This window comes from Jeotgalibacillus campisalis (assembly GCF_000829515.1).
GTDB lineage: Bacteria > Bacillota > Bacilli > Bacillales > Jeotgalibacillaceae > Jeotgalibacillus > Jeotgalibacillus campisalis.
This window is the reverse complement of the sequence record NZ_JXRR01000001.1, coordinates 372,363-394,004: the sequence shown is the minus strand read 5'-3', so window position 1 is coordinate 394,004 and position 21,642 is coordinate 372,363. Positions and strand designations below refer to the sequence as shown.

The following is a 21,642-nucleotide window of genomic DNA, read 5'->3' as shown; positions in this document are numbered from 1 at the left end:
ATGGTGAGAGAAGAACTATTCTTATAACATAGTAGATGTTCGAATATCTTATTATGGAGGTTGAGTGCAAAGATGAATCGTTTCTCTAGGCAAGTTGCACGGTTGGTTATACTTGTAATGATTTTAAGTCTTATTACTCCTTTTGCATCTGTTTCAAAAGCAGCTGCAACCGTCACTGAAACGTTTGATGCCCTTGATTTGTCAGGTTCAAGTTACGTTGATGGATCATTTAACGGGGTTAATGATATTAACTGGACATACACAGGAGGACGTATTTCCAACAGTGACTCATCATTTAACATTGATGGGAACGGAATTATGTTTCGTGATGCTGGAAAAGGAATAACTTCTGCTCCTATCGAAGGCGGGATTTCCTCTTTATCAGTGGATACGAAAGCGGCATTTACTACAACAAATCCCCGTTTACTGGAAGTGTATGTGAATGATGAGTTGGTTGGTACAACAGGCAACGTACTTGCTGGAGAGGGGCCATCCACTTTTACATTCGATAATCTAGATGTCGAAGGTCCTTTCACATTGGAATTTAAGAAGGTGCAATCTAGTTCTCAAATTGTACTTGATAATATTACATGGTCATCTAATGACGAAGACCCTACAAAGGTTTCAGCCGTTCAGGCAAGCATCCAAAGCGGTCAGGTTCTTAAAGGAGAAAGCGTTTCTTTTTCAACCTCTACACCGGATGCTGAAATTTACTACACATTGAATGGCGGAGAAGAAACGCTTTATACTGATGCCATTGAGATTAACGAAGATTCTGAATTTGAGGTCTATGCCTCAGCTGATGGTTTAGATGACAGTGAGGCAGCAACTTATACATACAGTGTGGTTGAAGCTTCTACAATCAGTGAAGCAAGAACACAGGATACAGGCAGCACAGTTTCTACACAAGGCACTGTAACGGCGGTGTTTGCACAGGGCGGTGCGAATAACATTTATATGCAGGATGAAGAAGCAGGAATCGTGGTGCGTTCTGCTGCGCAGCCTGAGCCTGGTGATGTGATCAATGTTCTTGGTATATTAGAAGACTATAATGGACTGGCACAAATCAGTGCGGCTCAGGAAGATGTAACGATTGCTGGTCAGGAAGAAATCCCGGCAGCTGTTGAAATTCCTGCAGAAGAAGGGCTGACAGAAGCTTTAGAAGGAATGCTCGTAGAAGCATCTAATGTAGCAGTCGAGTCTTTTGCTAGCGGAAATTACAATGGAATAGATGAAAATGGAAATGAACTCGTTATTCGTCCAGTTGACCCTGCGATTACACTTGATACAGGAAGTACGTATGAGTCAATAGCAGGTGTGGTAGGCGAATTCAGAGGAACCTATCAAATTGTTCCTAGAACGGCATCTGACGTGGTTTTCGATTCAAATCAGGTAAGTATTGTACAGGCAGATCCTGCGGGCGGCTTTGTCGCTTCAGGTGATGAAATTAAATTATCTACTTCTACTGAAGGAGCAGAGATTTACTATACGACTGATGGATCTGAACCTACAACTTCAAGTGAGCAATATTCAGGCGGAGTTGAAATTACAGAAGATACTACTGTTAAAGCTATTGCTGTTAAAGATGGGATGACAACTAGTAAAACAGCTGAATTCTCGTATATTGTTCAAAAAGATGAAATAAAAATTCATGATATACAAGGTGCTGATCACTATTCCGTTTATGAAGGATTAGCGGTAGCAGATGTGCAGGGTGTAGTTACGTATGTCGTAAACAGAAACAGTTTTTATATGCAATCACTTGAACCGGATGAAGATTCGCGTACATCTGAAGGAATTCTAGTTTACCGTCCAAGTCATGGAATGGAAGTCGGTAATCATGTAAAAGCAAGCGGAACGGTTATGGAATATTTTGTAGAAGGATACTCTGACCGGTCGCAGAACGATCTTCCTGTGACACAAGTCAATGCTTCCGCAGTAACAAAAGAAGCGGATTCTGTCGAATTGCCGGAGCGTGTTGTTATTGGGGGACCTGATGGTGTTGAGGTTCCAACTCAAGTTATTGATAATGACAACTTAACCGCATTTGAACCGGAAGAAGATGGCATTGATTTTTACGAAAGTATTGAAGGAATGCTAGTAGAGGTAGCAGAAGGCACAGTCAGCGGACCTCAGAAATATGGAGAGCTTGCAGTCATTACAAATCGTGGAGATGAAGTTTACTCCCGTGCAGGTGGTGCTCTTTTAAAAGAAGATGATTTTAATCCTGAGCGGGTTACGCTCGATGTTGACAACGAAAATTTGATTGTTAAAACCGGCGATGAACTTGCAACTCCGGCATCAGGCGTAATGAGTTACGGATTTGGTAAATACAAGGTGTTGGTTGGAAACGGGACTGCGCCGACATTTACGGATGGAGGCCTTGAGCCGGCTGCTGCTACGATCGTTCCAAATGATGAGGAACTGGCAGTGGCTGCGTACAATATTGAAAACTTTTCAGCTAATACTTCAGCTACAAGCAATGAAAAAGTTACAAGAATCGCAGAGTCGTTTATTACAGACCTGAATTCACCAGACATTATCGGATTGACGGAGGTTCAGGACAGCAACGGTCCAACGGATGATGGTACTGTATCAGCATCTGAAAGTTATCAGCGTTTAATTGACGAAATTGTGCGCCAAGGCGGACCGGAATATGCGTACACAGAAATTGCACCAGAGGATAAGCAAGATGGAGGACAGCCTGGAGGTAACATTCGAAACGGTTTCCTTTACAATCCTGAGCGTGTTGAATTGACAGAAGGAACAGCAGGTTCAGCTACTGAGGCGGTAGAGTATGTGGATGGTGAATTGACGCTTAATCCAGGACGTATCAGCCCATCAGAATTTGTGAATACCCGAAAGTCACTTGTTGCTGAATTTGATTTTAACGGAGAAGAAGTGATTGTGATCGTTAATCATTTTAACTCAAAAGGTGGAGATCAGCCTCTATTCGGACAAAATCAGCCTCCGTTCTTAGGCAGTGAAGCACAGCGTGTTGAACTTGCAACAATGGTAAATGGATTTGTTCAAAATATTCAAGAGCAAACGCCTGATGCTAATGTAGTCGTGCTTGGAGATATGAATGACTTTGAATTCTCGGCTCCTTTAGAGGCGCTAAAAGGAGAAGAACTGACAAACCTTGTTGAAGGTGTAGAGAAAGAAAAACGGTATACGTACAATTATGAGGGGAATGCGCAGGTACTCGACCACATCCTTGTGTCGAATAACCTGAAGGATCGTTCTCAGTTTGATATTGTACACATTAATTCAGACTTTATGGAAGCTCATGGACGTGCAAGTGATCATGATCCGCTGCTTGCACAGATCAGCCTGGTGAATGAAGTTGAACCAGAACCGGATCCAGATCCGGGTGAGCAGGAAATTATTAATTTAAGCGACTATAAAGACAAGCGTGTCATGATTTTCGAGGACAATGTGAAAATTGTCGCAGATAAAAAAAGCAAAGTGAAACAACTTATCATCCGAGGCGACAATGTGACCTTCTCGGGTAAGGGATTCAAAGAAATAGATGTTACCCTGCATCCAAGACTTCCTGGATCAGAATATGATTTTTCAGGTGACAAAATTAAAAAGGTAGAAATAAAGCATAAAAATGTTTCTATTGTAAAAGGAGCAGAAAAGATCCAAAAGCTCGAAGTAAAGGGCGGAGCGAAAAAAGCAGATGTTCAGTACTTTGATTCATATGGAAATGAAATAAATCCTTTTATTAAAAAACCGGGTAAACCAAAAAGACCAAAGGCAGCATAAATAGAAGCCGTGTGCATTTACATGCACACGGCTTTTATAATTTATTGATCTTGCAGAATTTCATTAGCACTTTGAGTGGTTTTGGCCATTGCATCTGCAATTTTTTTGTTATCATCTGTCAGGTTTTCAACGGCAGCATTCATTTCTTCCAAACTCGCACTGGCCTCTTCTAAAATAGCCGCTAATTCAGCAGTAGATTGCTCAACCTCCGTACCTGTAAGAACTACATTATGCGAAATCTTTTCAGTTTCCTCAAGATTGTCCATTATTTTTTGGAATGCAGAAGTAAGCTGTTCAAAGTACTGAACAATATGAGCGGAAGAATCCAGCATGCCAGTTACTTTTTTCTCGCTGATTTCCATTTTCTTTAACGTCGACCCGTTGTCTTTAGTGACCTGTATTAAATTTTTTGTAATGCTTTCTGCGGTCCGGTTTGTTGTTTCTGCTAATTTGCGTATTTCTTCCGCCACTACAGAGAACCCTTTCCCGGCTTCTCCAGCTCGTGCTGCTTCAATCGATGCATTTAAAGCAAGGAGGTTGGTTTGTTCTGAGATTTGTTTAATCGTGTCAGAAAAAGAATTCGTCTCTTCTATTTTTAAACTGAGCTGATAAAAAGTATGATTTAAATCTGAGATGAAAGAGTGAATCTCCTGAACATTGCGGTTAAACAAAGAAACTTTTTCCTCCCCTGAAGAAGTAACTTGTTTTGTTTGTTTTGCTTCAACGGACAAATCATTCATCAGCTCCTGAAGCTTATTCATGACTTCACGTGAAAAGCTGGCATTTGTAGAGATATTCGTAATCTGTTCACTTTGCTGAAGGCTGCCTGCTGAAACTTCATTTAAGCCGGCTTTCATCTCGTTTTGAGCGATTAAATTATTTTGAATCCGCTCATTCGTATCTGTCACTCCTTGAAGAATGGACTGAACTCGGAGCTGAAGCTTTTCTTTTTGTTTCATTTGTTCTTCTGCATTTGCCTCGGACGCAAGAATCAAGCTTTTGATTTGCTTAGCGGTTGAACTATTTAAATGAATCAACACGATCAGAATTAACCCTGAAAGCAGATACGTTAAAAAGATCGTTGGAACGTTTGCCGCAATTGATTCGGTTTCCTTTGTACCGAACAACAGCGTTAAGACAAGTGTTGCAAACCCTAAACCATAACCAAGTGCAAAGATGATCTTGTTAAATTGTACAACTGAAAAAATAGCCAGAAAGATCGTTACAAGAATAACAGCCCAGCCGCCTCCTGCTACAAATATACCGGTCATAGTGAACAGATTAACCAAGACGACACTTATGTAAGGGAAAACTATATACTTCTTCAATACTTTTTGGAAAATCACGTATACCAAAACAAATGTGAAGATTTCTGCCGAAAATAAAATAATCGTGCTTATTTCTTTTGAAGCGATTGATTTAAATAAAGCTAGTACAAGAGAAATGGAAAAAGCACTGAACATCAGAAGATTTTTCTTTTTGTAATCTTCCTCCATCATTTGTTGAATTTTATGCATGTGATTCTCCTTCAATCTATTTTATATTATGGTCGGATATCTGATTTAAAGCTTGCAAAACCATCGTCTGCCATTACAACTGAACCGTTTAATACTCTGGCTTCATCTGATGCAAGGAAAGCGACAACAGTAGCAATTTCATAAGGTTCGATTAAATCACGAGTCAGCTGCTGACGTTTCATATAATCAAGTAGACCTGCTTTTTCGTACCCTTTCACAATATTAGTGTTCACAGCTGCAGGACCCACACCAACAACACGGATGTTATGTGGAGCTAATTCCAACGCACCGTGCTTTGTAAGCATGACAACAGCGCCTTTTGCAGCCTGATAACCCGTAATTCCAAGGGTAGCAACAAAGCCGAATACAGAAGCATTGTTTATTATAACGCCTTCTACACCAAGCTCTTTCATTTTCTTCGCAGCAGCAAGCATTCCGTAATACACACCATGCTGATTTACATTGACAACCGCATGATAATCCTCTGGTGTGTGATGCAAGAAAGGTTTGTTAATGCCAATTCCGGCATTATTGAACATGATATCGAGCGTGCCAAATGTCTGAACGGCATGCTCAACCAGCTCTTCAACCTGCTTATATTCAGTCACGTCTGTTTTCTTAAAAGAAGCTTCGCCACCACTGGCGATCAATTCGTTTACGGTTTCCTGTCCAATTGTTTCATTGACATCCGCCACAACTACCTTTGCCCCTTGCTCAACCATTTTTATGGCTGCTGCTTTTCCAATACCATCTGCACCGCCTGTAATGACGGCGACCTTGTTAACTAATTTCATAATGAAAACCCCCTAATTCATTTATCCTGCATTCATTTGCTATATCGGCATAATGAACTGCAGGTTTAACAGTTATATCCTTTTAATAGATAAATTTATTTTTGTCATTTATTTAGTGTTTTTATATCGGTTTTAAATTAATAACATTTACTGGATATAGTTTTTCATTAAAAAGAAGTAAATAGGTATTCTTTGAGAAACAAAAATTAGTTTAGAACATTATAAACGTATAATTAAAAGACTTTCTCACTTAAGGCAAGAGTGCGACAATAGAGAGAGTACATACCGGTTATTTTTAAGGAATTATTTTAAACAGACAGAAAGGGTGTCAGGATGTCATGCACGATTGATCATTCTCATGATGAAGTAAGACAAAAACTGGTTAGCCAACACGAGTATTTACCAAAGGAAATATTTACTGGTGTAGAAATTTTGCTGCAATCAAATCTTGATCAAGAAAGGCTGAATCAAATTTTTCATTTGTTAAAAAAGTATGATTTGGCATCTGAAGATGAAAAGCTTCACCGCAATCGTTCGTTCGAAAAACTGATTGAAGAAAACGGAGCAGGTTGATTTCATTCCTAAATTAATTTAACGTGCTTAGTTAAAAAATCGTTTCTCATTTAATGAAGAGCGATTTTTTTATTTTAGATTTTTCAGAAAACAGTTGAGTATTTATAAAAAATAGATATACTTACACTATACATACCGACCGGTTAGTTAGTAAAGGAGTGAAGGTTTATGAATTTCTCATATTCACCAAAAGTGATTGAACTTGAGAGCAAGCTGAATGCTTTTATGGAAGACCATGTTTATCCGAATGAAACGCTATATGAGCAGCAGTTAAAGGAAGGCGAGTCTCGCTTTAGTCATGTTCCGCCTGTGATGGAGAAGCTGAAACAAAGAGCAAAAGCAGAAGGTTTATGGAATTTATTTTTGCCGGAAAGTGAATATGGCGCAGGGTTGACTAATGTGGAGTACGCTCCCTTATGTGAAAGAATGGGACGCTCGCTGATTGCGCCAGAGATCTTTAACTGCAATGCACCGGATACCGGCAATATGGAAGTGCTGGTGCGCTATGGAACAGAAAAGCAGAAAAAAGAATGGCTGAATCCACTTCTTGAAGGAACCATCCGATCCTGCTTTTCTATGACTGAGCCAGATGTTGCTTCATCTGACGCGACGAATATTGAAGCTCGAATTGAAAGAGATGGTAATGAATATGTCATTAATGGACGAAAGTGGTGGTCGTCCGGAGCTGGTGATCCAAGATGCAAACTTGCTATCGTGATGGGGAAAACAGATGCTTCAGCAGATCGTTATGAACAGCAATCAATGATCCTGGTTCCACTTGATGCCAAAGGGGTGAAGATTGAACGAATGCTGCCGGTATTTGGTTACGATCATGCGCCACATGGGCATGCAGAAATTACATTCGATCAAGTGAGGGTACCGGCAGAAAATATTCTGTTAGGAGAAGGAAAAGGATTTACCATTGCACAAGGAAGACTTGGACCAGGACGCATTCATCATTGCATGAGGTTGATCGGAGCAGCAGAAAGAGCGTTGGAGGAGTTATGTAAGCGCGTTCAGAGTCGGACGGCTTTTGGAAAACCACTCTCAAGCCAAGGAGTAATCAAAGAGTGGATTGCCGATTCAAGAATTGAAATTGAACAGGCCAGACTGCTGACATTGAAGGCAGCCTACATGATGGACACGGTTGGAAACAAAGTGGCGAAAGCAGAGATCGCGATGATTAAAGTAGTGGCTCCATCAATGGCGCTGAAGGTCCTCGACCGTGCGATTCAGGCGCTGGGGGGAGCTGGGGTTTCGGAGGATTTTCCTTTGGCTGCGCAATGGGCAAATGCCCGGACGCTGCGTTTGGCAGATGGTCCTGATGAGGTTCACCGGGCTCAAATTGGAAGGCTTGAACTGAAAAAATACCAATAAGGAAAGAAGAAGCGAGGGATGACAATGAATGTTTTTGAACTATTTAACTTAACAGGAAAAACAGCTCTCATTACAGGCGGCGGGAGAGGGCTCGGCGCACAGATTGCAGAGGGGTTTGCAGAGGCTGGAGCAAACATTGCGGTTTGTTCCAGAAAGCTCGAAGCGTGTCAGGAGGTGGCAGACAGCCTCGAGAAGCTGGGAGTAAAAACGCTGGCGATGCAGTGTGACATTTCAAATCCTGATGATGTTGCGAGAGTTGTTAAACAGACCGTTCAACATTTTGGACGAATCGATATACTTGTGAATAACAGCGGCGCCACATGGGGAGCGCCTGCAGAAGATATGCCGCTTGAAGCCTGGCAAAAGGTGATGAACGTTAATGTCACGGGCACCTTTTTAATGAGTCAGGCAGTAGGAAGAACAATGATAGAGCAAAAGGAAGGGAAAATCATAAACATCTCCTCAGTTGCCGGACTCGGGGGAACAGACCCAAGAGTCATGGACACGATTGGTTACAATACGAGTAAGGGTGCTGTGATTACGATGACCAAAGATCTTGCGGTTAAATGGGGAAAGCACAATATTAATGTGAATGCCATCGCACCTGGATTCTTCCCGACTAAAATGTCTAAAGACATCATTGAAAATGGAAAAAATCCTATTTTAGAAGGAACACCGCTGAAACGCTTTGGCACTGAAGACGATTTAAAGGGTGCGGCGCTATTCCTTGCATCAAAGGCCTCTGCTTACGTCACAGGGGATGTGTTAGTGGTGGACGGCGGCACTCATGCTATGTAAAGTAAAGGCCTGAAAACATAAAAACTAGTATGTGTTGCGAAACAGCAGAAGAACCTTATGATATAATTCTAGCATTATTTCATAACAGAGGCGTGAAGCAAACATGAAGGAAAAAATTACAGAGCAAAGCATTATTTTATTTGAAAAAAAGGGATTTAGTGAAACGTCCATTCAGGATATTGTGGAAGCAAATGGTGTAACGAAAGGAACCTTTTATTACTATTTTTCCAGTAAGGAACAGCTGCTGATGGATATTCAGCTTCGTTATATAGAAGACCTGCTTGATCAGCAAGAAAGAATTATGAGCAGCACAGGATCTGACTGCAAGACAAAACTGTACGAGATGATCTATATGCTTCTCCGTAATATTAAAACCCAAGGAGCCAGCGCCAAAATTTTCTTTAGAGAAATGCGGAACCTGAATGAAGAACGACTGTCGCAGATCATTCCCAAACGCGATGCCTTCAGGCTGAGAATTGAACAGCTGCTCCGGGAAGGGATCGAAAAAGAAGAATTCCAGGAGGACCTGAATGTATCCATTGCGACTTTTGGCGTGCTGGGAATGGCCAATTGGAGCTACCAGTGGTTCAGCCCGGACGGTGAGTTGTCGGAAGAAGAAATCGCACATATTTTTACGGAAATGATTTTAAAAGGAATCAATAAATAGAAGAGTTCGATCTTCTATTAACCTAAACATACTAACCGGTTAGTACAAGGAGGAAATTAAATATGAGTCAACGGGATATAACGCAGATAACCGTCATTGGATCAGGGAGTATGGGCCATCAAATTGGGATGCTATCGGCACTGGCAGGCTATACGACAATCATTCAGGATGTAAACGAAGAAGCGCTTCATGGGGCAGAAGCATCTCTTTCTTCCATCATGAACAGATGGGTAGGGAAAGGAAAAATTACTGAGAGCGAAAAAATGAAAGCGCTTAAAAACCTGTCTTTTACTGTGCAGTTTGAAGAAGCGGTCCGTCAGGCAGATCTCGTAATTGAAGCGGTAACAGAGAAGCTTGAAGTCAAAAAAGAGGTATTCCAAAAGCTGGAGCAATTCGCCCCTTCTCACACAGTCTTTGCAACGAACAGTTCTACCATCGTCAACAGCTTACTTGCAGGGGCAACGAAGCGAAAAGACAAAGTGATTAATATGCACTTTTTCTTTCCCCCGCTTGTCATGGATTGCGTGGAAGTTGTCATGAGTGAGGATACCTCTGAAGAAACAGCTCATTTAGCAATGGAGGTTTGCAGCAGGATGAATCGCACGGCCATTTTACTTAAAAAAGAAATCTCAGGTTTTGTGGCGAACCGGATTTTAGGTGCGCTGCAAAAAGAAGCGGTTTTTTTGTATGAAGAAGGCATTGCGGATTTTAAGGATATTGATCTGATTTGCCGAAAAGCGCTGAATCATCCGATCGGTCCTTTCGAGCTCATGGACTTATCCGGTCTTGATGTGGCTGCTTTTGTGATGGAGCAGCGGTACCAGGAGACGGGTGATCCGGAAGATAAACCGTTTCCCTGTGTTCTTGAGAAAGTGGAAAATGGAGAACTCGGCAGAAAAACAGGCAAGGGATGGTACACCTACTCTTCTGACAAGGGCAGGAATTAAAGGGGGCGGGAGAATGGAACGGAGGGAAATAACGGTCCGCTTTTGTGAAACTGATGCGCTTGGACATGTGAACAACACAAGTTACTTTATCTATTTAGAAGAAGCAAGAATTCAGTTTTTTTCCTCTTTGGGCTATCCCATGGATGTGAATCACTGGAATTTCATTTTGGCTTCAACAAAATGTGATTTTACGAATCAAGGTTATTTTAATCAGGTTCTGACTGTCACTACTGCCATTTCCCGAATTGGAACAAAAAGCTTTGAACTTGAGCATCAGATCCTGTGTGCTCAAACGGGTGATCAGATTGCAAGGGGAAATGCAGTCATTGTTTATTTCGATTTTGAAAACCAAACAAGTGCTGCTATTCCGGAAGGGCTGAGAAATAAACTGAAGGACCATATCGCAGGAGGAGGCATCGTATGACACAGACAAAGGATACAATTCCTGTGAAAAAAGGTGAACAGTTAAATACCGATTTATTGGAAAAGTTTTTACGAGAGAACCTGGGTGAGCTTCCGCAAGCCACGCTGGAAATCGAACAATTTTGGGCTGGGCATTCCAATTTAACCTATGAATTGAAAATGGGGGAATGGGAAGCGGTTTTAAGAAGGCCGCCGCACGGTCCGCTTGCACCAAAAGCTCATGATATGAAAAGGGAGTTTCAATTCTTGACCCAAATTCATCCGCTGTTTTCACAGGCTCCTGAGCCATTCCTATTTTCTCATGATGAATCCATTGTCGGGAGTCCATTCCTTTTAATGGAGAGAAAGCACGGAATCGTGATTGATCACTCCTTTCCTAAAGGACTGGACGTCACACCTGAGCATCGGCAAAAACTATCAAACTTAATGATTGATACTCTTGTGGATTTGCATGCTATCGACTTCAAAAAAACGAAGCTGGGGGAAATCAGTTCTCCGGAAGGCTTTATGGAAAGACAGGTTCATAGCTGGATCAATCGATATGATCGTTCGCAGACAGAAGAAGTAAAAGAAGCAGATCAGTTAAAAGAGTGGCTCATCCAACACCTGCCGAAAAGTCAGCCATCTGTCATCATTCATTATGACTATAAATTAAATAATGCGATGTTTGACCCGAAGCTTGAGCGTATGGTGGGACTGTTTGATTGGGAAATGGCGTCGGTTGGAGATCCTCTTGCAGATCTCGGTGCTGCAATGAGCTACTGGACACAGCCCGATGACCCGGAACCATTAAAAAATGGACTGGGCAAGCCATCTGTAACGATTCAGGAAGGGTTTATGACAAGAGCTGAATTCATTAAACAATATGCGGAAAGAAGCGGACGCGATGTTGGAGAAATGCACTACTATTTAACCTTTGCCTACTTTAAACTTGCGGTCATTTGTCAGCAAATTTATTTCCGCTATAAAAAAGGGCAGACCCGCGATCCCCGCTTCGCACACTTTGATCAGTTTGTAAAAACGCTGATCACACATGCCTCAACGGTTTCGGTACAAAAATGATAAAAGTGCATGTTCTGTTTACGAAAGAAGAACTGATAAAAGAACAGCTGCAAGAAGGAAATAAAACAGCGGTCGTCATTGATGTCCTGCTGGCTACAACAACCATTACCACGGCCCTGATGGATGGAGCAAAGGCCGTTTTGCCAGTTCTGAACGGTGAAGAAGGGAAAAAGCTGGCTGCTGCTTTTCAGAAAGAGGATGTGGTTCTGGCGGGGGAAATGCATGCAGAGCCAATTGAAGGCTTTGTCTACCCCAGTCCCAGTCACCTCCGTACTAAAGTAAACGGCAAAACGCTCATTCTATCAACCACAAACGGTACGGTCGCTTTACGAAATGCAGCGGGGGCAAAGCGGGTATACATCGCTTGCTTACTCAATAATAAAGCGGTCGCTCAAGCAGTCTTACACAATGGAAACACTCAAACGATTCTTATTGTATGTGCAGGAAACTCAGGGGAAGTCAGTTTAGAAGACTTATATGGAGCCGGGCATTTTATTGATTGTCTGACAGAAGAAACAACGGCGGATGACATTGAACTGACGGATTCGTCTCAGGCAGTCAGGCAGCTTTACCGTGGACATTCGGAAGAAGCACATATGATTCTCTCGATCTCAAAAGTGGGAAGACTGTTTGCCCGTTATGATGTTTTAGAGGAGCTGGAATATGCTTCGAGAAAAAACAGTACACCGCTCGTTCCGATCTTCAGGGAAAGTCAGATAAAAGTAAGCAATGAAAGGGAGGATCTTTGATGGTTAATTTATTAAACAAAGGGTCGCATTTTTTGTATTCAGCCTTAGATGGCGACCTCTTTTTTACACCAGAGGATTTTACGGATGAGCATAAAATGATTGGCGCTTCTGCCAGGCAGTTTGTACAAAAAGAAGTTACTCCTTTAAATGACAAAATAGAAAATCAGGAATTTGACTTGATCCCTGAGTTAATGAAAAAGGCGGGAGAGGCTGGACTGCTTGCCCATAGTATTCCTGAACAGTACGGAGGTCTGGGACTCGATAAAATTAGTAAAGGCATCGTTGGTGAAATGGTCGGACCGACAAGCGGTTACGGTGTAGCTCACTCGAATCATACTTGTATTGCCACGCTGCCTATTACGTATTTTGGCACAGAGGAGCAGAAGAAAAAGTATCTTCCTAAGCTTGCATCCGGGGAATGGATCGGAGCTTATTGTTTAACGGAGCCTGGGGCAGGGTCTGACGCGCTGTCAGCTCAAACGACCGCTGTCCTGAATGAGGAGGGGTCACATTACATTCTCAATGGTACCAAAATTTATATTACGAATGCTGTTTTTTCAGATACATTTATTGTTTATGCAAAAGTGGATGGGAGCGAGTTTACTGCTTTTATTGCAGAAAAAAATCATCCCGGTTTGTCTCTTGGGCCAGAGGAAAGAAAAATGGGCATTAAGGGTTCTTCTACAAGGTCTGTGGTATTCGAAGATTGCATGATACCAAAAGAAAATCTTCTCGGAGAAGTGGGGAAGGGACATATCATTGCGCTGAATGTTTTGAATCTGGGCCGTTTTAATTTAGGTTCAGCTTGCGTGGGAGCTTCAAAGTTCGGTCTGCAGAAAACGCTCAAATTTGTTAAAGAGCGAAAGCAATTCAAGCAGGAAATTGCTCAGTTTCCTGCGACAAAACAAAAAGTTTCTTCTCTCGCAGCTCAACTTTATGCTGCAGAATCTGTGCAGTACAGAACCGCAGGGCTATTGGAAGAAGCGTTAGGTGCTCTATATGATTCCACAGATTTTAAACAAATCGGCAGGCAGATGGGTGAATACGCAGTGGAGTGTGCAATTTGCAAAGTGTACGGCTCGGAAACGCTGGACTGGATGGCAGATGAAGCCCTGCAGCTGCATGGCGGTGCAGGTTATATAAAAGAATACGGGATTGAGCAACTCTATCGTGATTCGAGAATCAATCGTATTTTTGAAGGCACCAATGAAATTAACCGGCTTCTGATCTCCACTCACTTTTTCCGCAAAGCAATGAAGGGGGAAATGGATCTGGCGAAGGAAGCAGAGCGGGCTTATCATAATTTAAATCAGCCTCCTGCAGTAGAACAGGGAGTAATCAATAAAGAAAAGGAAGCGGTTCGGACGCTTCGCAGCTTATTTTTGCTAAATGCAGGTCTAATAGTTGAAAAATGGGGTCCATCCCTCGTTCACCAGCAGGAAGCCTTAATGGCTTTGGCTGATCTGGCCATTCATGTTTATGCAGCAGAATCAATCGTCTATCGGACAGATAAAGCGATAGTGAAAAATGGAGAGGAAAAAGAAGCAGCTAAAATTGATTTAACGAAAATAGCTTTAGAAAAAGCCGTCTGGGAAGGGGAACGAATTTCAAGAAAGCTCATCACGGAGCTGACTGAAGGAGAAAAGCGAGAGAACCTTATAGGATTAACGATCCGGGAATGCAGCAGCTACCTGACTGACTGTACCTCTGTTCAAACCTCTCGCACGATAGCTGATCGACTGTATGATAAAGAACAGTATGTATGCTAATGCTAAAAAAGAGGAGTAGATAAAATGAAAGCAATTCAACTAAAAGAATATGGCGGACCGGAAGTGCTGCAGGAAACAGAACTCGAAACACCCCTCCCGAAAGACAATGAAGTGTTAATCGAAGTTCATGCAGCAGGCGTTAATTATGCGGATACTGCCAGAAGAGAAGGACAATATGTGGTTCCGACGGCTTTACCCTTTATTCCAGGTGCTGAAGTGGCAGGAGTGGTCGTTGAAACGGGTAGTAAGGTTAGCGGCATTAAAAAAGGAGCAAGAGTCGTCACGTTAATTGAATCAGGAGGGTATGCAGAGTATGCCGTAGCAGATGAGCGCTCGATCATTCCTCTTCCTGATGATTTGGACTTTACGTTAGCTGCCGCCTTGCCTCTGCAGGGCTTGAGTGCTTATCACATCCTGAAAACCATGGGACGTATTGAGCAGGGAGAAACTGTTTTAGTTCACGCAGCTGCTGGCGGAGTTGGAACCCTGGCTGTTCAGCTGGCGAAATTATTTGGAGCAGGAAAGGTCATCGCTACAGCAAGTTCAGAAGAAAAGCTTGAGCTCGCTAAAGAAATGGGTGCTGACGTTTTAATTAACTACACGAAAGATGGCTGGGAACAGGAAGTGCTTGATGCCACAGATGGAAAAGGTGTGCATCTTGCACTGGAAATGGCTGGCGGCGATGTTTTTTATAAGACATTAAAGTGTCTGGGAACCTTTGGCAGGCTTGTTATATACGGGGTAGCGAGCGGAGAGCAAAGCAAGTTTAATCCTTCTTCTTTAATGGCACGAAATCAATCAGTCATCGGGTTTTTTCTTCCGCAGATTATGAGAAAGCCCGAATTGCTGCAGCCAAGCATGAAAGAGCTGATGAATTGGGTGGCAAAGGGACAATTGAAGCTTACAGTTGGCGATGTATATTCACTTGAAGAAGCAGCTGCTGTACATGAGCTCATGCAGTCGAGAAAAACAAAAGGGAAATTGATTTTAAAACCTTCAAATATTTAAATTATGCTATTAAATGAAAGGGTAGGACAAGAATGAGGCAGTATATATCATACGTATGAGGTGATCGGAGCGGAAGGTGGCGACTCCAGCAGGATATGACGGCAAGCTGAGACCCCGGAAGGCAAAGCCTGAGGAGGGCTCAAGCGTCCGTCCCTGCGGAAAGCGTCCGCCTGAAGAGAAGTGAACCGGTCAAAGAGCTTGAGACACATTTGTCCCAAGCTCCTTAAGCATGTAATATAATTTTAAAAAGGATTTGTTCCCCATAACGCAGAGGTTTTAATAAACGTTCTTTGTTCAAGCATCAGCAGACTTGTGATGTATTCTGCAAGGTCCTCTGCCTGCATAAATTTATCAGGGTTGCGCTCGCCTGAATCCTTCCCGCGGGTAAGATCTGTTTCCACGAGGCTTGGAGTCAGAACGCTGACACGAATATTATTGCGTCTTACTTCCTGCATAAGGGATTCACTCATTCCGATGACAGCGAATTTTGAGGCACTGTAAGCACTTGATCCTTCCGTTCCTTTTAGACCGGACATGGATGAAATATTGATGATATCTCCACGATTTTTCTCAATCATACCTGGAAGTGCTGCTTTTGTTACATGCACAATCCCCATAACGTTTGTGTTTAATACATTTTCCCAATCACTTGTTTCAAGCTCCATAAAAGATCCGTGCACTCCTACCCCTGCATTGTTAATGAGGATATCAAATGAACCAAGAGCCTGCTCAAGCTTCGCAACTGCATCTTTTACCATTGTTTCACGTGAAACATCCGCTGCTGCCGTAGCATAGACGGCTCCCATTTCATCTAATTCCCTGCGAATAGAGTCGAAGCTTTCCTCAGAACGTGCAATGAGCCCCAGTTCCACACCTTCTTTTGCCAGTGCAAGTGCAGTAGCTCCACCAATTCCTCTGCTTCCGCCTGTAATGAGCGCTTTTTTTCCTTTTAAACTTTGCATGAATGAGTCATCCTTTCTAAAAATAGCCTTCTATTCCTTTGTTATTCACTTAATTACAAGATAGAAAACATTTGAGAGATGCAGTTCATGTGAATCCCCCACTCTTATTCGGAGCGGGAAGAATTCGAAAAAGTCTCAGCAAGATGGGGAAAATCAATGTAAGGATTCCGATTTCCTTGCATTTCATAAATTGCTTGATTTCTGTGTTTTTCATATATGGTGACAGGAAATTCATTGTGCCATTTGAGGAGTAATTCTCTGTTTATTCCTTCACCGGGGGCTCGAACAGCACCCTCCTTATATCGAAGAAAGAAATAGAGCATTGCACGGGAAACAATTCCTTTTGCGTATTCTGGTTCAAATAATTGATTTTCTGCTTTTCCGCAGCCTGTGGTTACTTTAGAAATCCCTGCTTCTTCAGGCGAGTAATCTCTAAAGTCGTGGTAATGAAAGTTACTTCTGATTGAATTGCATACTGGTTCACAGGTGAAAAGATGGTGGAGATCTCCCCTCATAGGTTCTTTTTCATTAAACCAGGATTGAGGAACAACGTGCTCACAATTGAATTTCAGCTGGTTTGCAATGTGGGATAGCTGCTGGTTCAGCAGACCGTTTTCTTCCTTTAACTGCTCAATTTCACTTTTTCGTTTTAAAGCCGCTTGATAATCCTCTTGAAGAACGTCCTCAACGTCTTTCTTTTTACCTGAATAAATGCTTTTTAACTTTCCGTCCGGCTGAAGATCCACCCATGGATACACATAATCGGTTGGGTCATAGCGCAGCTGGGCTGTGTGGGTGCGGGAAATCAGTTCCTGGGTTAGAAGCTGCACATTGTCTGGAATGGTAAAATCAATCTCCGCATAATAGTCGCTTATCTCCTTCATGTCTTTTGCTTCATCATAATAGGCAGACTCTTTTTGAAGGATCGCTGCTTTTCCTTCCTGATGTCTCGCGATTGCCTGATCGATGTTTTGAAGCTGAACTTCAATAGCCGTTAGAGCGTTAAAACGTTCGGGTGAGATAGACATGCTGCATTCCTCCTGAAAGTATGATTTTATTGAAGTCATAGTGAATTCAAACTAACTGACGCAGGACAAAAAGGGCGTTATACTGAGAAGTAATCAGATTTTTAAGGAGTAGTAGCTAGTATGACTGAACAGGAATATGACCAGATGCTCAGCATCAAGCCGACCAGCGGACTGCAGGTTCTTAGCAGCTCGATTCACCAAAATCGATACGAGGCAACACCTTATGCAGCGCTCGAAGCCCTGGGTGCTGAGTATCCCTTTCATCGAAAAGACGGGCTTGTAGACTATGGCAGCGGGAAAGGAAGGGTTCCCTTTTTTCTTCATCATCAATTTCAATTGTCTGCTACAGGTGTGGAAGTGAATGCATCTCTTTATCAAGAAGCGATGGAAAACCAGACAAACTACATGAAAAAAAAGAAAAACACGGTTGGAAGTGTTCATTTTGAGAGATGTCTTGCAGAAGAATACAGAGTTGAAAAAGACCAAAATAAATTTTACTTCTTTAACCCTTTTTCCACTCAGATTTTTATAAAGGTAGTCAATAACATTAGTAAATCCGCTGAAAAAAATCCACGTACCGTTGACTTAATTTTGTACTATCCAACAACGGAATACGTTCATTTTCTACATGATAAAACGGCTTTTGATTTGTATGCGGATATTAAAATACCAGGGTACTATGAAAAAGATGAGCACGAACGGTTTTTAATTTTTCGGCTCGAGCTTACCAGTGATTAAAAAGAAAGTTGCGCCTTAGCAGCTTTCTTTTTTTATGTAACTTTCACCCCCTCCCGCAGCAGCACCGTTATCTGGCATCTCTTTTAAGAAAGCTTTTTAAAAGTTGAAACACCCAATAGCCAAAACTGATTGCTAAAAGACCGAAGCTGGCATAGATGCATAGCCATTTAAATAAAGTAAAGACTGGGGTGAGCTGTGCAATGCCCGGGGTTAGAGAAGGATAACGGATCATCACAATAGATGCCGCGATGTTCTCCAAGAAATCAAAAAGCATACCGGCAGCAGGCAGCAGGTTAAGCGTTTTTAAACGGACTGAGGAAACTGAACTCATAAAAAATGTACTAGCAGATGTTAAAAAGAACGCGTACACAAGCGGCCAGATAATATCAAATGAAAAGCGGGAACGAACATAGGCTGAGCGGCCTTCATCCCCATATTCATCTGCGATTGAATACAATTCCTCTGCAGAATAGAGTAACGCTGTGTCCGGAGACCGGCTGCTCCCGGTTGCCTGCTGAGATTTTTCAGATTCTGCAGGGAGAACCACAGCAATAAAAAGGGCAAATACAGCCACACTTACAAGTAAAACGACTCCATTGACTGTTTTATAAAAAAAGGATGACGGCTTTTCCAGATGCTTCAATTTAATCCCTCCATTTCAGTTTAAATTCACACGTTTCATTTATGAAAAGGAAAGGTCATAAGTAGTATCAGTCAAAAAGAAAATTTTGTAAAGAGAAGCTAGGGACTCAATATTTTATAGTACAATAGGCATCAGGAAGAGGAAAATTGTACCTTCTGAAGGAGATGAACAGATGGAGGAGATCAAGGATCAGTTAGTCAGGTTGAGAGCAGAGCAGGCAAAGCTTTTAAAGGAGTTTGATGAAGCGGTAAAGGAATATGAAGCGACAGATCTTATTCAGGAGAATAAACAACTCAGAAAAAGCGATCATGAGTTCCGTCAGAAACTTCGGGAGACAAGTGAGAAGCTGGAGCAGACCGAGCAAGAAAACCGTAAACTGAGAACAGCCCTGCAGGAGCAAATGCTGGATGAAAAACGTAATATTTTAAAAATATCGAAACAAAAAATACATACGTATTTCGGGAATGAAATCAATCCGGAAAAGAACCGGCTGCTAGACCTCGAAGTAAAGACCAAGCGTGAGATCATCCGTTTAAAAGAAAGATCAGCGAGGTCTATTCAACAGGAGAAGCAGACCATCGCGGCCAAATTGGATGATGTGGCCCGGGAAATTAATGAAATCATCCAAAAGGAACAAGCTCTTCTTATCCAGCAGGAGAAGAAAGCCCGTTCAGGTATGACGGGTCAGTATCAAACGCTTGAAGAGGAACACGTTACGGAGGAGATCATTCAAAAACGGGTAAAGCAAAACCAGATTGAGATGAAAATTGGCTTGAACTGGATCAATAAACTGGGGATTCTCCTCATAATTCTGGGGGTAGCTGCAGCGTTCAGGCATTCTTATACAAATTGGTTTAATGACTATGTAAAAGGAGGGATGTTTTTCGTACTTGGTCTATTGATGCTCGGGGCAGGTGAATGGCTGCACAGCAAAAACCGTAAAACCTTTGCGCTCGGTGTAATTGGAGGCGGGATATCTGTTTTATATGGCTCTATTTTCTTCTCGTATTTTCTGCTGAACCTTTTAAATCTGACATCGGCTCTGCTGCTTTCTATTGGGGTAACAGCGGCGGCCGTTTATCTAGCGCTGCGTTATCATTCAAAGACCATTATCTCTTTTGGGCTTGTCGGTGGATATATACCGTTTTATTCGTACCTATTTGCATTTGGACTGGAAGGGAATGCGGTTTATGCCGCCATGGCGTATATACTGATCTTAAACCTTTCGATTCTCTGGATCTCTTTTCAGAGGCAGTGGAGCATTGTTCACTACATCAGCTTTGGGCTGAACATCCCTTCGCTGCTCGTGCTTCTTATTCTTTCACCAAGTACAGGAATCAGCATGCTGTATTCCATTTTAATTTTCCTCCTCTATCTTGGGCTGACCATTGCTTATCCGTTTAAGCATAAGACCTCGCTTCGATGGATGGATATCTCTCTTTTGGTTTCGAATACGTTTGTCAGCTGTATGATTATGTACTTCTTATTTAATGTGCTTGGGTGGGATGATTTTAGGGGGCTGCTTGCCGTAGCTTTTTGTGCTCTGTATTATGGGCTCGGTAAATTTGTGGAGAAGATTATTCCCAAAGAACGACTGCCTAAAATTCTGTTTTACGGCACGTCCATTACGTTTGCTGTACTAGTGATTCCTTTCCAATTTGGTGCACAATGGCTTTCGATTGGATGGCTTGTGGAAGGTGTTGTCCTCATTCTTTATGCAAATCGTCATAAAGTCACGCTGCTCGAGCGCGCGGGCTGGGGCATATTCGGTCTCACGCTATTGACGTTTTCCCTCGAGGTTCTTCAAAATCTTACCTATCTCTGGCCGGTCTCAGAATATTTTCACTTAAACTATTTTTTAATCATTGCAGGTCTCGTACTTGTCACGGGTTATTATTTAGTGGATCAATCCAAAAAGGACCGTACCTATTTATTTAAAGGCTTTGACCGATTCATTAAAGGGTTCAAATACTTTACTGTTTTAAATGTCTGGATTTATGTTCTGTATGAAAGCATTTATCGTTATACAGAGTGGGTAGCGGATGATTTTGATGAGTATTGGTTTTATCTGCTTTTAATGACCGCTCTTCTATCTATGGGACTGGCTGGTGTATTGGAGAAAATACCACTTGTTGTAGATCGTGTCATTCGTATTTTTAGTTTAATCCTTTATGGGATTGGGAGCTTCATTGGGATCGTCATTACGTTTACAATTCCAACGCTTGAACCGGCATTTGCGGATAATGAATTTTCAAACTGGCTTGCGTTAATGATTCTAATCGGCTTCAACGGAATCATTTATTGGATTGGAAGAGATTTGCTGTTATCAGCTATTCGTTCTCGCTTCAAAAATGCAGAACGCTATCCAGCGATCCTTTCCATCTATTTATTAGCCATGATTGCTGCCTTTTTAACGGTTCAGTTTCAGGTGGGGGATGTCGGTTTCGTTTTCAGCTCGGTTTATTTAGTAGTAGCGATTGGCTATATTTTATATGGATTTAAAAATAATTATGTCGTCATACGAAGGATCGGTCTCGCCGTGACGCTCGCTGCAACCGCCAAACTATTTTTGTTTGATCTGTTATTTTTAGCGGAAACGAGCAAAATACTGGCCTATTTCTGTTTTGGCTTGGCACTTTTGGGTATTTCCTATATTTATCAAAAAGTGTCTTCACTGCATAAGGAGCCAGCAAAAGTAGAAAGCCAAGAGGACCATTGAACGAGTGACGAATCAACTAAACGCCAGGCAAATCGTGCTTTATGTAAAAGGATGTCACGACATTCATTTACAGGAAGGACGATTTTTTTGTAAGTGT

Annotated in this window: 18 protein-coding genes; 13 read left to right on the top strand and 5 right to left on the bottom strand. The window is 42.1% G+C overall.

Annotated features, from left to right (window positions below):
* The first annotated feature begins 72 nt into the window (after nucleotides 1-72).
* Nucleotides 73-3,771: a chitobiase/beta-hexosaminidase C-terminal domain-containing protein gene (locus tag KR50_RS17905; protein WP_052476671.1), complete on the top strand. Its 3,699-nt coding sequence runs from the start codon at nucleotides 73-75 to the stop codon at nucleotides 3,769-3,771.
* 41 nt (nucleotides 3,772-3,812) lie between these two features.
* Here the strand turns inward: KR50_RS17905 and KR50_RS01760 are convergent, their stop codons facing one another.
* Entirely contained in the window at nucleotides 3,813-5,288 is a 1,476-nt protein-coding gene (locus KR50_RS01760; protein ID WP_041054040.1) for a methyl-accepting chemotaxis protein, read from the bottom strand.
* Between the two features lie 26 nt (nucleotides 5,289-5,314).
* Nucleotides 5,315-6,082: an SDR family NAD(P)-dependent oxidoreductase gene (locus tag KR50_RS01755; RefSeq protein WP_041054038.1), complete on the bottom strand. Its 768-nt coding sequence runs from the start codon at nucleotides 6,080-6,082 to the stop codon at nucleotides 5,315-5,317.
* A 333-nt stretch (nucleotides 6,083-6,415) separates the two neighbouring features.
* Here KR50_RS01755 and KR50_RS01750 point away from each other — a divergent pair, with 333 nt between their 5' ends.
* The 10 genes from KR50_RS01750 to KR50_RS01705 all read left to right on the top strand — a co-directional run bounded on the left by KR50_RS01750 (nucleotide 6,416) and on the right by KR50_RS01705 (nucleotide 15,455).
* Nucleotides 6,416-6,655 (top strand): hypothetical protein, encoded by a 240-nt coding sequence (locus tag KR50_RS01750; RefSeq protein ID WP_041054036.1) that lies wholly within the window; start codon nucleotides 6,416-6,418, stop codon nucleotides 6,653-6,655.
* 168 nt (nucleotides 6,656-6,823) lie between these two features.
* Nucleotides 6,824-8,032 (top strand): acyl-CoA dehydrogenase, encoded by a 1,209-nt coding sequence (locus tag KR50_RS01745; RefSeq protein WP_041054033.1) that lies wholly within the window; start codon nucleotides 6,824-6,826, stop codon nucleotides 8,030-8,032.
* A gap of 24 nt (nucleotides 8,033-8,056) precedes the next feature.
* Entirely contained in the window at nucleotides 8,057-8,830 is a 774-nt protein-coding gene (locus KR50_RS01740; RefSeq protein ID WP_041054470.1) for an SDR family oxidoreductase, read from the top strand.
* A 103-nt stretch (nucleotides 8,831-8,933) separates the two neighbouring features.
* Nucleotides 8,934-9,497 carry a TetR/AcrR family transcriptional regulator gene (locus KR50_RS01735; RefSeq protein WP_041054030.1) on the top strand — a complete coding sequence of 188 codons (564 nt, stop codon included), beginning with the start codon at nucleotides 8,934-8,936 and terminating at the stop codon, nucleotides 9,495-9,497.
* A 62-nt stretch (nucleotides 9,498-9,559) separates the two neighbouring features.
* Nucleotides 9,560-10,444, top strand: a complete 885-nt coding sequence (locus KR50_RS01730) for a 3-hydroxyacyl-CoA dehydrogenase family protein (protein ID WP_041054027.1) — start codon at nucleotides 9,560-9,562, stop codon at nucleotides 10,442-10,444.
* 13 nt (nucleotides 10,445-10,457) lie between these two features.
* Nucleotides 10,458-10,868 (top strand): acyl-CoA thioesterase, encoded by a 411-nt coding sequence (locus KR50_RS01725; RefSeq protein ID WP_041054025.1) that lies wholly within the window; start codon nucleotides 10,458-10,460, stop codon nucleotides 10,866-10,868.
* Nucleotides 10,865-11,929, top strand: coding sequence for a phosphotransferase family protein (locus KR50_RS01720; protein WP_041054023.1), 1,065 nt, complete (start codon nucleotides 10,865-10,867; stop codon nucleotides 11,927-11,929). The genes KR50_RS01725 and KR50_RS01720 overlap by 4 nt, the downstream gene beginning before the upstream one ends.
* Complete coding sequence (locus KR50_RS01715; RefSeq protein ID WP_041054021.1) at nucleotides 11,926-12,678, top strand: 2-phosphosulfolactate phosphatase; 753 nt, start codon at nucleotides 11,926-11,928, stop codon at nucleotides 12,676-12,678. The genes KR50_RS01720 and KR50_RS01715 overlap by 4 nt, the downstream gene beginning before the upstream one ends.
* A complete protein-coding gene (locus KR50_RS01710; RefSeq protein WP_041054019.1) occupies nucleotides 12,678-14,447 on the top strand; it encodes an acyl-CoA dehydrogenase family protein in 1,770 nt (589 codons plus the stop codon). The genes KR50_RS01715 and KR50_RS01710 overlap by 1 nt, the downstream gene beginning before the upstream one ends.
* 24 nt (nucleotides 14,448-14,471) lie before the next feature.
* Nucleotides 14,472-15,455 (top strand): quinone oxidoreductase family protein, encoded by a 984-nt coding sequence (locus KR50_RS01705; protein WP_041054017.1) that lies wholly within the window; start codon nucleotides 14,472-14,474, stop codon nucleotides 15,453-15,455.
* A 242-nt stretch (nucleotides 15,456-15,697) separates the two neighbouring features.
* Here the strand turns inward: KR50_RS01705 and KR50_RS01700 are convergent, their stop codons facing one another.
* The gene (locus KR50_RS01700) at nucleotides 15,698-16,417 is read right to left on the bottom strand and encodes a 3-ketoacyl-ACP reductase (protein WP_041054016.1); all 720 of its coding nucleotides are present in this window, start codon (nucleotides 16,415-16,417) and stop codon (nucleotides 15,698-15,700) included.
* 104 nt (nucleotides 16,418-16,521) lie between these two features.
* Nucleotides 16,522-17,445 carry an endonuclease I family protein gene (locus tag KR50_RS01695; protein WP_041054015.1) on the bottom strand — a complete coding sequence of 308 codons (924 nt, stop codon included), beginning with the start codon at nucleotides 17,443-17,445 and terminating at the stop codon, nucleotides 16,522-16,524.
* Nucleotides 17,446-17,565: 120 nt separating this feature from the next.
* Between KR50_RS01695 and KR50_RS01690 the strand changes: the two genes are divergently transcribed.
* On the top strand, nucleotides 17,566-18,183 hold the full coding sequence (locus tag KR50_RS01690) for a hypothetical protein (protein WP_041054014.1): 618 nt from the start codon (nucleotides 17,566-17,568) through the stop codon (nucleotides 18,181-18,183).
* Nucleotides 18,184-18,250: 67 nt separating this feature from the next.
* Here the strand turns inward: KR50_RS01690 and KR50_RS01685 are convergent, their stop codons facing one another.
* Nucleotides 18,251-18,826 carry a hypothetical protein gene (locus KR50_RS01685; protein ID WP_041054013.1) on the bottom strand — a complete coding sequence of 192 codons (576 nt, stop codon included), beginning with the start codon at nucleotides 18,824-18,826 and terminating at the stop codon, nucleotides 18,251-18,253.
* 172 nt (nucleotides 18,827-18,998) lie between these two features.
* On the opposite strand from KR50_RS01685, the gene KR50_RS01680 reads away from it, so the two are divergent.
* On the top strand, nucleotides 18,999-21,545 hold the full coding sequence (locus KR50_RS01680) for a DUF2339 domain-containing protein (RefSeq protein WP_052476669.1): 2,547 nt from the start codon (nucleotides 18,999-19,001) through the stop codon (nucleotides 21,543-21,545).
* Nucleotides 21,546-21,642 lie beyond the last annotated feature (97 nt).

Coding starts and splice junctions, on each gene's coding strand:
- KR50_RS01745 (WP_041054033.1), top strand. CDS start 6,824: ATGAATTTCTCATATTCACCAAAAGTGATTGAACTTGAGAGCAAGCTG.
- KR50_RS01725 (WP_041054025.1), top strand. CDS start 10,458: ATGGAACGGAGGGAAATAACGGTCCGCTTTTGTGAAACTGATGCGCTT.
- KR50_RS01730 (WP_041054027.1), top strand. CDS start 9,560: ATGAGTCAACGGGATATAACGCAGATAACCGTCATTGGATCAGGGAGT.
- KR50_RS01715 (WP_041054021.1), top strand. CDS start 11,926: ATGATAAAAGTGCATGTTCTGTTTACGAAAGAAGAACTGATAAAAGAA.
- KR50_RS01690 (WP_041054014.1), top strand. CDS start 17,566: ATGACTGAACAGGAATATGACCAGATGCTCAGCATCAAGCCGACCAGC.
- KR50_RS01680 (WP_052476669.1), top strand. CDS start 18,999: ATGGAGGAGATCAAGGATCAGTTAGTCAGGTTGAGAGCAGAGCAGGCA.
- KR50_RS01720 (WP_041054023.1), top strand. CDS start 10,865: ATGACACAGACAAAGGATACAATTCCTGTGAAAAAAGGTGAACAGTTA.
- KR50_RS01735 (WP_041054030.1), top strand. CDS start 8,934: ATGAAGGAAAAAATTACAGAGCAAAGCATTATTTTATTTGAAAAAAAG.
- KR50_RS01695 (WP_041054015.1), bottom strand. CDS start 17,445: ATGTCTATCTCACCCGAACGTTTTAACGCTCTAACGGCTATTGAAGTT.
- KR50_RS01740 (WP_041054470.1), top strand. CDS start 8,057: ATGAATGTTTTTGAACTATTTAACTTAACAGGAAAAACAGCTCTCATT.
- KR50_RS01705 (WP_041054017.1), top strand. CDS start 14,472: ATGAAAGCAATTCAACTAAAAGAATATGGCGGACCGGAAGTGCTGCAG.
- KR50_RS01760 (WP_041054040.1), bottom strand. CDS start 5,288: ATGCATAAAATTCAACAAATGATGGAGGAAGATTACAAAAAGAAAAAT.
- KR50_RS01710 (WP_041054019.1), top strand. CDS start 12,678: ATGGTTAATTTATTAAACAAAGGGTCGCATTTTTTGTATTCAGCCTTA.
- KR50_RS17905 (WP_052476671.1), top strand. CDS start 73: ATGAATCGTTTCTCTAGGCAAGTTGCACGGTTGGTTATACTTGTAATG.
- KR50_RS01700 (WP_041054016.1), bottom strand. CDS start 16,417: ATGCAAAGTTTAAAAGGAAAAAAAGCGCTCATTACAGGCGGAAGCAGA.
- KR50_RS01755 (WP_041054038.1), bottom strand. CDS start 6,082: ATGAAATTAGTTAACAAGGTCGCCGTCATTACAGGCGGTGCAGATGGT.
- KR50_RS01750 (WP_041054036.1), top strand. CDS start 6,416: ATGTCATGCACGATTGATCATTCTCATGATGAAGTAAGACAAAAACTG.